12 protein-coding genes are annotated in these 11,027 nt (G+C 54.0%); 1 reads left to right on the top strand and 11 read right to left on the bottom strand.

The features are described 5' to 3' along the window. Window positions 1–59: 59 nt before the first annotated feature. Window positions 60–488 (top strand): GGDEF domain-containing protein, encoded by a 429-nt coding sequence (locus J122_RS19165; protein ID WP_227510302.1) that lies wholly within the window; start codon window positions 60–62, stop codon window positions 486–488. A gap of 50 nt (window positions 489–538) precedes the next feature. Here the strand turns inward: J122_RS19165 and J122_RS19160 are convergent, their stop codons facing one another. The 11 genes from J122_RS19160 to J122_RS19110 form a co-directional block, all read right to left on the bottom strand. Continuing rightward, window positions 539–1,654 (bottom strand): Fic family protein, encoded by a 1,116-nt coding sequence (locus J122_RS19160; protein WP_061333755.1) that lies wholly within the window; start codon window positions 1,652–1,654, stop codon window positions 539–541. Window positions 1,655–1,769: 115 nt separating this feature from the next. Further along, entirely contained in the window at window positions 1,770–2,993 is a 1,224-nt protein-coding gene (locus J122_RS19155) for a type II toxin-antitoxin system HipA family toxin (RefSeq protein WP_061333753.1), read from the bottom strand. Beyond that, window positions 2,990–3,247, bottom strand: a complete 258-nt coding sequence (locus tag J122_RS19150; RefSeq protein WP_061333751.1) for a helix-turn-helix domain-containing protein — start codon at window positions 3,245–3,247, stop codon at window positions 2,990–2,992. Before J122_RS19150 ends, J122_RS19155 begins: the two co-directional genes overlap by 4 nt. Window positions 3,248–3,365: 118 nt before the next feature. Further along, the gene (locus J122_RS19145) at window positions 3,366–3,734 is read right to left on the bottom strand and encodes a histone-like nucleoid-structuring protein, MvaT/MvaU family (protein ID WP_058089975.1); all 369 of its coding nucleotides are present in this window, start codon (window positions 3,732–3,734) and stop codon (window positions 3,366–3,368) included. 210 nt (window positions 3,735–3,944) lie between these two features. After that, window positions 3,945–5,207 carry a Vi polysaccharide biosynthesis UDP-N-acetylglucosamine C-6 dehydrogenase TviB gene (tviB, locus tag J122_RS19140; protein ID WP_061333749.1) on the bottom strand — a complete coding sequence of 421 codons (1,263 nt, stop codon included), beginning with the start codon at window positions 5,205–5,207 and terminating at the stop codon, window positions 3,945–3,947. 69 nt (window positions 5,208–5,276) lie between these two features. Then, window positions 5,277–6,560, bottom strand: coding sequence for a type II toxin-antitoxin system HipA family toxin (locus tag J122_RS19135; protein ID WP_061333747.1), 1,284 nt, complete (start codon window positions 6,558–6,560; stop codon window positions 5,277–5,279). Further along, entirely contained in the window at window positions 6,557–6,829 is a 273-nt protein-coding gene (locus tag J122_RS19130; protein ID WP_227510301.1) for an XRE family transcriptional regulator, read from the bottom strand. Before J122_RS19130 ends, J122_RS19135 begins: the two co-directional genes overlap by 4 nt. Before the next feature lie 134 nt (window positions 6,830–6,963). After that, window positions 6,964–7,155, bottom strand: coding sequence for a DUF2283 domain-containing protein (locus J122_RS19125; protein ID WP_061333745.1), 192 nt, complete (start codon window positions 7,153–7,155; stop codon window positions 6,964–6,966). 4 nt (window positions 7,156–7,159) lie between these two features. After that, the gene (locus J122_RS28070; protein WP_082780652.1) at window positions 7,160–7,417 is read right to left on the bottom strand and encodes a DUF4258 domain-containing protein; all 258 of its coding nucleotides are present in this window, start codon (window positions 7,415–7,417) and stop codon (window positions 7,160–7,162) included. Between the two features lie 27 nt (window positions 7,418–7,444). Further along, window positions 7,445–9,025: an MBL fold metallo-hydrolase gene (locus J122_RS19115; RefSeq protein WP_061333743.1), complete on the bottom strand. Its 1,581-nt coding sequence runs from the start codon at window positions 9,023–9,025 to the stop codon at window positions 7,445–7,447. 48 nt (window positions 9,026–9,073) lie between these two features. Further along, complete coding sequence (locus J122_RS19110) at window positions 9,074–11,026, bottom strand: nucleoside-diphosphate sugar epimerase/dehydratase (protein ID WP_061333741.1); 1,953 nt, start codon at window positions 11,024–11,026, stop codon at window positions 9,074–9,076. Window position 11,027 lies beyond the last annotated feature (1 nt).

Raw genomic sequence — 11,027 nt, 5'->3', positions numbered from 1 at the left:
TTCGGAATAACGTGGCATGAATGCTCCCATGCCGCCCCAGCTAGTGGAATTCAGGCGAAATCGCCAACTGGACAACTAGGCTGACAGAGGGGGCCACCCTGGTGATGTTCGACATCGACCACTTCAAACCGGTCAACGATAACTATGGCCACCTGGCCGGCGATGAAGTCATCCGCCATACCGCCCAGGTTACCCGCAGCAGCATCCGCCAATCCGACAGCGCCGGTCGCTACGGTGGCGAAGAGTTCGGCATCATCCTCCCGGAAACCGATGCAGAGAACGCCCGCCTCATCTGCGAGCGCATTCGCGAAAGTATCGAAAAAAGCACGGTAGAGACCAGCGCCGGCAACATCACCTACACCATCAGCATGGGCATCGCCCAACTCACCGACGAGCCTGAGAACTATATGCAATGGATGCAGAAGGCGGATGAGGCGCTTTATGCGGCCAAGGAGAGTGGCAGGAACAGAGTGGTAGTTGCTGAATAATCTCGAGGTTGGCGATTGGCGCTGGCAGAAGGGTGGGGTCTGACCCCAAATTATAGAGTCAGTTGATAGCGGGCGTAGCGCCCTTTGCTTTGGATGGGAGCGAGTACACCTTGGGCGACCAGGTTCTGAAGGTCGCGGGTAGCGGTGGCTTTCGAGCAACGGGTCAGGTTCTGGTACTTCTTTGCGTTAATTCCGTCTTCAAAACCTGGAGCATCGTGCCCGAGCATTTTGCGAATCAGCTTCAACTGCCTGTCATTCAGATCACGGTTGTTCAGCGAATCCCAGAAGCGTGCCTTTTTTACCACATACTGGATAACTTGGATGCTGCCGTCCAAAGCCTCAACAACCCGCTCACCAAACCAGTTCACCCAGGGCGTTATATCCAGCATCTCTTTTGAGGCTGAATTCAATTGCTGGTAGTAGGCTTTCCGCTGTTTACTTAGCACCGTCGCCAGACTCATCATCAACGGCTGCTCTAACATCTGCGAAACTGCCACATCGGCAATGGCACGCCCTACCCTGCCATTACCGTCTTCATACGGATGGATAGTTTCAAACCAGAGATGAGCAATCGCAGCACGGGCCACACCAGGCAACTCCAGCGAATCGTTGTTGAACCAATCCAGAAACACCCTCATTTCCGCCGGCACACGTTCCGATGGTGGAGCCTCGAAGTGAACGGTAGGATTGTGCACGGGGCCAGAAACAATCTGCATAGCATCAGAGTGCGTGCGCCACTGCCCAGCCACTGTTCGCGCATCCGAAAACGGGCTTGAACCGGCCTCAGGGAGAACCAACTTGTTCCAATGATGCAGCCGCTGCTCCGTTAGAACTTCACCATAAAGGTCCATCACCTCGAGAATGACAGCCGAGATACCCGCAGCGACCGGGTCGTGCACCGCAACCTTCTCATCCGGTTTCAGGAAATGATTCTTGATGGAACTGCGCACATCTTCGCGATTGAGCGCCTCACCCTCAATGGCACTGGTCTCAATGGCAGCACTCACCAGAAGATCCAGCCTTGCCTCGCTTCCGAGATCCTCCGGAACAACTGCCATCGCCCCCAGAATTCTCTGGGAGGCTGCCAGCGATTTCTGCGTCCAATATTCCGCTGCTGCATGATCAAAGCGAAAGTGCGGCCAGTCTTTCAGTTCCCAAGTATACATTGCGTGAGCCATTGAAATAGGTTTATCGGCTCATATTATAAGACTTACTGAGCCGAAGGAAGCGCTCTATCGGCTCAACAGCGCTTGGGGTCAGACCCCAGGACATTTCGGGTGGTCAAATGTCTTGGGGTCTGACCCCAAAAGTGATTTCGTGGCTGCTTGCGCGGAAGGTTTGGGACATGGTGGTGCCTACCTGAGTGAAGGCGGGTGTCTTGGTTGTGTACGAGTCTATCTGATCAGCAATCTCAGTGAGTTTTTGCGCCAATAACTCAAGATCTGTGCTTACCTCAGCCGTTGTCAGGCCACAGGATTGGCGGGCGAAGTTTTTCAAGTAACTCAAAGGCCACCATACCTTTCGGCCAGCCAGGGTAAGCGCGGGCACATCACGCTTCAGGTAGGGCGTGGTCGAAACAATGTCGTAGGTGGGTGCCAACCAACGTTCACCAAACGGCTCGCAATACAACAAGCCAAAGTTCTTCAGATGGGCATCTCCATTGCGTACGGCCCATGAGAGCAGTACAGACCTGAATAACCAGCGCAAGCCTTCACGGCGGTGTTGCGGGGAGAGAAATAGCGATAATGTTTTAGCCAGCTTCTCGTAACTACCAGAATATTTATCCTCAGGCAGCAATCCTTGCAGGACACAGGCATCTTCGAAACCCAACCAAGAGCCATCCGGCCGCCGGTCAAAACGAGACATGACGAACAACCGGCCATTATCAGAAAGATAGAAATCCGGTACCGGCAACCCGAACTCCCGAGCCACAGTCATGCAAAAGTACTCATTAGCTGCCAAGTGCGGGTAGTCGTCGCCCCAGGTCTTTACAATGTAGCCTTCGGTGCGAAGCGTCGATTTTTCAGAGATAGAGGCCGGCACCAAAACCTTCGGTTGCACACCGGAAACACCAGAACGAAGGGCGTACTTTTCAACGAGCTCCTCAAACAAAGAGTCGTCCTTAGCAGCCAGCAACCCGCCCAACGATTCGCCTTGGTGCTCATCACCCATCCCTGCAAAATCATCAGCCGTCACGACCACTCGACCAACCTGATGCCTACCCAGTGTTGCCAGCACCGTCAGATCCCCGGAGCCATAAAGCTTGGCGACATGCTTTCTGATGATGTCGCCCAAATAGCCCTCAGGCAGATTCTGGGCAAAGATCGGATGCACGCCATCGAAAGCATACGACGCCTCACTCACCGGCATGGTCACCGACACCGCAGACTGCTCGGGCACACCTTCGCGATACACAAACACCGATGGTTCCGGCCGCTCTGGCGAAGACAAGTCACCCACAACACTGCCAGATACCTCTACCCTTGCCCGGCGAACAGAAGTCATTCCAGCCCCCGTTCATTATCTCTCTGAAGGTCTTTTAACGTAGGCACCCCCCCCATAGCACGCACCGAAAACTCCAACCCCAGAACAGCAAGTACCCGCTCCAGTTTGGCATAACCCATTTCCGGAAGGTGCTGATTCTCCAGTTTCGACAGGGTTGTCCGGTCAACGCCCGCCATGTCAGCCAAAGCCTGCATGGATAAGCCTGCGCGTTTGCGCTCTTGTCTGATAAACGGACCGAGTTCGAGAAGGGTCATGTGGATATACTCTACATTTCGAGGAATACCTTATGGATTGTAGCGTATATTCACGATTTGGCGAGAGAAATGGGTGGCGCAAACCAAATCGGGCCGCTGATTCAGCGGCCCGATTCAATCAATCCTGCTGCCAGCTCTGAACAGCTTCCTTACCGTGCTTTTCACGCCACTCGTTCAGAGTCTTGTGATTACCGCCACGGGTTTTAACCACTTCACCGGTGTGCGGGTTCTTGTAGGTCTTCATCGGGCGCTTGGCGCGGGTACCGGTTGAAGCATCCGCTTTGGCGCCAGCAATCGAGGGGTCAATCGCCGCCAGAATCTGCAGAACATCCTTGGGAGATTTGTCATATTCCTTCATCAAAGCACGAACCTTGTTTTCAAATTCCAGTTCGCCTTTCAGTGCCTGGTCCTTCTCGAGCTGTTCCAGCTCAGCGGCCAGCTTTTCCATCAGCTGTTTCTTCTGGTAGTAATCGTTAATCTTTGCCATGGAAATAAAACCTTATTCGATGGGTTTTAATAAAACATTGAATATGACGAGAAGTCGCGACCAATCATAATAAACAATTCACAAATTGGCAAAATAAAACGCTTACAACCCATTAATAAAAAAGCCCAGCAACAATGCCAGGCTTTCAAAACTGGGGTCAGACCCCGATACATTTCATGCCATCAAATGTCTTGGGGTCTGACCCCAATTTTATAGGCGCAGGTCTGCATGCCCCAACGGCAACACACCTTTCAAATCAAACAACACACCGTTGCCATTGGTATAACCACGTAATTCATCCGCATTCAAAGCCGCGTATTCCCTGTGGGGAACGGCCAGTAAAACAGCATCATAATTTCCTTTCGCCGGCTCTGGTACCAATGAAATACCATATTCATGCTCTGCTTCGGCATTATCTGCCCAGCAATCGGTAACATCCACCTGGCAGCCATAATCCTGAAGCTCGCGCACCACATCAATTACACGGGTATTGCGCAAATCCGGGCAATTTTCTTTAAAGGTAAAGCCCATAATCAAAATACGGGAATTGGCAATCGTGTGGCCTTTTTTAATCATTGCCTTCACCAGGGCAGAAGCAGCATAAGGCCCCATATTGTCATTTACCCGACGGCCGGCCAGAATAATCTCCGGGTTGTAACCGATGGCCTGGGCTTTATGGGTCAGATAATACGGGTCTACCCCAATACAATGCCCGCCCACCAGGCCCGGTTTAAACGGCAGAAAGTTCCATTTAGTTCCGGCGGCGGCCAATACTTCATTGGTGTCAATCTTCAAACGAGCAAAGATCATCGACAACTCATTCATCAAGGCAATGTTCAAATCCCGCTGGGTGTTTTCAATCACCTTGGCAGCTTCCGCGACCTTAATGGAACTGGCCTTGTGGGTGCCGGCGGTGATGATATCCGCGTATAAGGCATCCACTTCCTCGGCAATTTCCGGCGTAGAGCCGGAGGTCACCTTCATAATCGTTGTTACCCGGTGCTCTTTATCGCCCGGGTTAATACGTTCGGGGCTGTAACCGGCGAAGAAATCCTGATTGAACACCAGGCCAGACAGCTTCTCCAGCACCGGCACACACACCTCTTCGGTGGCACCCGGGAACACCGTGGATTCGTAAATTACGATGTCGCCCTTCTTCAAAACCTTGCCCACACTCTCACTGGCCTTCACCAGCGGCGTCAGGTCCGGGCTTTTGTATTCATCAATCGGCGTAGGCACCGTCACAATATAGATCTGGCAATCGGCAATGCCCTCCAGCGAATCCGTAAACGACAAGTGCTTCGCGGCCGCCAACTCATCCGCAGACACCTCACGGGTAAAATCCACCCCATCTTTCAGCTCGGCAATGCGCTTGCTGTTGATATCAAAACCAACCACCTCGCGCTTCTCACCAAAAGCCGCTGCCAACGGCAAACCCACATAGCCAAGACCTACCACTGCGATCTTCTTCATGAATCCTCCAATTTTGGGGTCAGACCCCAAGACATTTTGATCGGTCAAATGTTCTGGGGTCTGACCCCATTATTTGATGTTCTGCTGATAGGCTTGATCAAGCTGCTGCTGAATAAGCCGGGTAGTTTCGGCGCTCACGCCCAGCGCCTTAGCCGTGGCAGAGAAACCGGCCAAGGCATCCAGTACCCGCTCTATTCCCTGCCTCGCCTGTTCCCAGCTGGCAAAGCCTGCCTCAGCGGCCAGCTTTTGCATGGCCTTCAACGGTGGTTTCTTGCCAAACCCGGCATAAGCCGTGCTGTGTTCGCCAAACCGGCCGGGGCTGAAGGTCACGTCATAGAACGGTGCAGGCTGCCAATCGCCATCATCACTTTGCAGAAACGCCCAGTTCTTGCTGTGATCGTCCTGGTTCACCGCGAACAAATTAAACACTGCGCGCAAGAACTGCAGCTGCGCCGCGTTAACGCCACGACATAACTGGCCACTGGCCTTGATCAAATCCTCGTAATCCAGACTGGGCGCCCGGAAATCCGCATCCAGCAAACCGCAGGCACTGTGCAGATGAACGCAACCGGGCACATCCTCTGGGCGCCACACCCGGTCAAATCGCTCAACCGCTAACCAGGCCCTGGCGCCCGATGCCTCGGGAGCCGGCAGCAACTGCCAGCGGGGAGGCTGCAATCCCGCGCGTTCTGCCAATGATAGATAAACCGCCTCACACAACCCTTCTTCATGGCCTAGTGGCAGATTGGCAGAGGTAAACTTAACCAGCCAGGCTTCATCACCAGCGATGGGCCGGGTGCGACACACGCCGTACTCCCCTTCAGCAAAATACAGTTGCGCCTTGGGCCGCGCACCTGCGGAGCTTCCGGCGGCAACCAGTTCGGCCAACACATCCGTCGTTTGCCCGTCGAATACGGCCTGCGCCTGAAGCCCAAGCTCTGCTGTTTCAATCAGCTTGTCATCCGCTACCGGCGCAAATTCCGCCACCGGCGTATAACTCAGTGCACCGGTGCCCGTAGCGCCCACAAAAGCCAGCCTGTCCATCGGCGTTACCTGAGCTGGCAGAATACCCTGCTGACGAAACACCCGGTCCATCAACAGTAACCCCCAGCCATCAGGCAGAGAATCCGCGAACACCCCCGGCAGCCCGCCATGGGGATCGCGGGGAGCCAGCTGCACCGTCGCATCCCACTTCAATGCAAAGGGCGACAACGGGCTGAACCTGGCCAGGTAATCTGCATCGTACTGAAAGAATACGCCTTGCCGGTTCTGCGCCAGGCCACCAACCAGGGCCCGCTGCCCATCGCTGAACGTGCGCCAAACCGCTAACTGGCGAACCGGGGCAAAGCTCACTGGGCAAGCACCTCATCCAGTGAACGCGGCATAGGCTTTTGCTCCGCGCTCGTCAAATCCTGAAACCGATGAAGATCATCCACGCACTGCCACAACAGTAAAAACTGCCGTAATGAAATCTGCCCCGTGGTTTCAAATTTCTTGATGGTCGGTGCCGGCACAGTACTGCGCTCCGCAAGCACCGCCCGCGACCACTTCAAGGCCTTCCGCCGCTCCTGCACGTACGCCGCCAAGGCAACCTGTACATCCCGCCCTGAAATCAGATTCACAGAGATACCTCCATATCCAAAAGCCAGTTAATTATATCAAATTGGATACAGTGGTATCTATTTTAAATTGGGGTCAGACCCCAAGACATTTTGATCGGTCAAATGTTCTGTGGTCTGACCCCAAATTTACAATTTCACGCCGCGCGGGTGGTTATGAGCGGCCAAGCACCACTCTCTTTGGCATCAAGAACCACAATCTCTACAATCGATCCATCTTCCGCATAGCTGATATGAGTGTTCCAGTCCTGGGAAACCTCTTTCGCAATCGCCTTATCGCTGAGATGGATTGTCAGAATATCTTCCGATTCATCATAAACGGTACGCATATCATTAACCCTCCCAGGAAAAATGGTGCATTACAGTTTTTACTACCAGCAAATCTTTTTCATGAACCACTGGTACACATAACAGATTGTCACAGCGTTCCTCAAAAAAATGAGCTATCCAGAACCGCTTACTATCTTTGAATCGAGTTTGCCCTTCTTCTATCAATAAAGACAACTCCCTCTCACTGATAGCACGTGACTGCATGCGCTGAGCAGCATGCCGAGTAATCTGCACTTCCTTGGCGAATCGTTTCGAATACATATCGAGTTTTCATCCTTGAACCAACATTTACCCAGGAATCAACACCGCAACCTCAGGCAGGCTATCACGCAACTTCCCCTGTAAAGCCCGCTTCGCCGCCTCATCCCCATGCACAATCCGAATCTCGCTGGGCGGTTGTGGAATGCCCTCCACAAAGCGCAGCAAATCCTCCTGCCCGGCGTGGGCGGAATAGCCGCCTACGGTGTGCACCTGGGCGCGGATGTCGTAGCGTTGGCCATCCAGCTCTACCCAACCGCCGCGGGGGCCGTAGGTCAGAATATTGCGGCCCGGAGTGCCTGCAGCCTGGTAACCCACAAACAACACATCGTTGCGGGCATCGCCCAGCATCGCTTTCAGATAATTTACCACCCTGCCGCCGGCGCACATACCGGAACCTGCGATCACCACGCAGGGGCGATGAGATTTGGCCAGGTATTCCACAGCATTGAGGTGGTCTTCGTGGGAATTGATGACGGTAAGCTGTTCGAAAGAAAGCGGGTGTCGGCCCGCCGCCACCAGGGCACGGGCTTCTTCATCCCAGAAGGGTTTGAGGTCTCGGTAGATTTTGGTGAACTCGGCGGCCAGGGGGGAATCGACGACGATTTCCAGATTGCTCCAGGTCAGAGACTCGCTACGGGGCCCGCTACGGGGTCTGTCCCCTTGGGGACTGACCCCAATGGCACCAGCTTTGGCGTTCGGCGCTGGCAGAAGGGTGGGGTCTGACCCCAAGGGGTCAGACCCCTTTGAAGCCTGCGGAATCTCTTTATCACCAAACTCCGCAATCAGCCCCTCAATCTCATACAACAACTCCTGAGTACGGCCAATACTGAACGCCGGTATCAACACCGTACCGCCGTCTTCCAACGCATGCTCCAGAACCGCCTTCAGCCGATAACGCCGCGTTTCCCGGTCTTCGTGGTTCTTATCGCCGTAAGTACTCTCAATCACCAGGCGATCAGCACGCTCCGGGGGCGCAGGCTCCGGCAGCAACGGGGAATGGGGCGCGCCGAGATCACCGCTGAACACAATACGCTCCGCCGCAATGCCAGACACTACATCACACTCCACATAAGCCGAACCCAGAATGTGCCCTGCCCTCTGCAGGCGCACCTTCAAACTCCCGACTTCCTCCTCAAACACCGAATGCCAGCGGCCATACGGCAGCGGCACCACCCTCGCCCGTATCAGCTCCAAAACCCGATTAATCAAAGCGCGATCCCGGGTAAAGCCAATCTTCAGGGCGTCTTCCAGGATTTCCGGGAGCATGATAGCGGAAGGTTCAGAGCAGATGATGGGGCCGTCAAAGCCGGCGGCAAGCAGGTAGGGAATGCGGCCCACGTGGTCGATGTGCACGTGGGTGACCACCAGTGCACGGATGTGGTCGATGGGGAAATCGATGGCGAGATCTTCGGCGGAGGAGCCTCGGGATTCTTCTTGGCCCTGGAACAGGCCGCAGTCTATGAGGATGCCTGGATGTAAGTTTGACGCTGGCAGAAGGGTGGGGGCTGACGCCGAGGGGGCAGCCCCCTTTGTAGCCTGCAACAATCGAAGCTCGTGGCACGAACCAGTTACGCCATTCACGGCGCCGTGGTGAAGGATTTGAATCATGGCAACATCCTTGTCGTCCTATCAATTACTTGGGAGGTTGAATCCAAGTCATTTTAAATGAAGCACTTTTCCACCGGTATCCGGTGCCGGCGAGATGGGCAGGTCAGTGTTGTTGCACCAAACAAGATCGGCAACATCACCATTCGGTTGGTATGCAGTTCGGCCTTCTTTCAACAGTTCCACTACAGCCCGGCAGTCAAACGCCTGGCTCGCTCGAGTAAACTTACTCAAAAGGTCTTCGACACTAGCCCAAGGCAAAGAAACCTCCCAGGCCATCATAATACGGGGATGTGAAGTACCTTGTGGATTATCACCAATAAGAAGCTCCTCATAGAGTTTCTCACCCGGGCGTAATCCCGTGAAAACAATTTCTATATCCCCTGCGGGGTTATCATCCGATTTTTCTTCCAACCCCATCAGATGAATCATCTTTCTTGCGAGATCAGCAATCTTGACCGGCTCTCCCATGTCCAACACAAACACCTCACCACCGCGACCCATGCTCCCCGCCTGCAATACCAGCTGACTCGCCTCCGGAATGGTCATGAAATAGCGAATGATATCCGGATGCGTTACTGTCACTGGCCCACCATCCCGAATCTGGTCTCTAAACAGAGGAACGACCGATCCTGATGATCCAAGCACATTACCAAAACGCACCATCGAAAACACAGTTTTGCTCTGGCGTTGAGACAAACCTTGCAGCACCAGCTCCGCCATTCGTTTGCTGGCACCCATCACGTTAGTAGGCCGCACAGCCTTATCGGTGGAGATCAGAACGAAACGCTCAACACCGGCAGAGATGGCAGCCTCTGCCGTATGCCAGGTACCGAATACATTATTCTGGATACCTTCAATAACATTGTGTTCAACCAGAGGCACATGTTTGTACGCCGCCGCATGATAGACAGCCTGAACGTCGAAGGCCTTCATAACTGCTTCGCACCGCCTGCGATGTGTCACACTGCCTAGAACCGCATGAACCGAAACATCCAGGCTCTCAACATCACTTATCGTGCGCAATTCCCTCTCAATGGCATACAGAGAAAACTCGGATTGCTCAAACAGCACGAGCACCCGGGGCTTGTGGCGCAAAATCTGGCGACACAGCTCAGAACCAATTGATCCACCCGCCCCGGTTACCATGACAGACTTTCCGTATAGGCTTTCGGAAACGATGGCCGCATCCGGGCGCATTGGGTCACGCCCAAGCAAATCTTCAATCTCCAAATCGCGTATATCGTTGATTCGTGCCTGCCCAGCTACCAGCTCCGACATCGAAGGGACGGTCTGGACAGGGATAGAAAGCCTCTCAAGCGCGGCGAGTAGTTCTTTTCGATTAACAGGTACCGAGTCCTCTAATGCGAGCAGCGCCCGTGAGGCATCCAACTCTCGTACTGCTTTCTCCAAATGCTCCACGGAGTAGACCGGCAACCCGCTGATTAAAGACCGGTGGTTGCTGCTAACCAACGAGACAAACCCCACAGGGCGGTATTCAACGCCTTGAGCCAATGCAGATGCCAACTGCATCCCTTTGGGCCCGGCGCCAACGATTAAAACTGTGTTCTTAGCCTTCTCTCTGGGCCGACGAACAATCGCACGCACGGTAAAGCGCGTACCCGCTACCAATAAAAAAGCAAACGCACCATAGATAACTGGCACTGAACGAGGGACCAACGCCTGGAACAGAAACCCAAAAACAATCAGAGCAACACTGGAAATGGCGACGCCCAGGATGATCGCCAGGAAGGCGTGCTCACTGAGGTACCGGATAACGGCCCGATACAATCCAAGCTTGATAAAAGCCCCAATCGTAACCAGTACCGTGGCAAGAGACACGAGAAGCTGTTTCTCATTGGGCATCCACGTGAATGTCTCGAACCGCAGCGCAAAAGCGCCCCAAATCGCGACAGCGAGCAGGAGTAAGTCAACAGCCACCGAAACCGAACGCTTAGCAGGACGCGACCACCCAAGTAAAGATTCAATAGCATTCGATTTCACC

Source organism: Marinobacter excellens LAMA 842 (assembly GCF_001574445.1).
Taxonomy (GTDB): domain Bacteria; phylum Pseudomonadota; class Gammaproteobacteria; order Pseudomonadales; family Oleiphilaceae; genus Marinobacter; species Marinobacter shengliensis.
The sequence above is the reverse complement of the archived record's forward strand: the minus strand, read 5'-3'. Positions and strand labels throughout refer to the sequence as shown.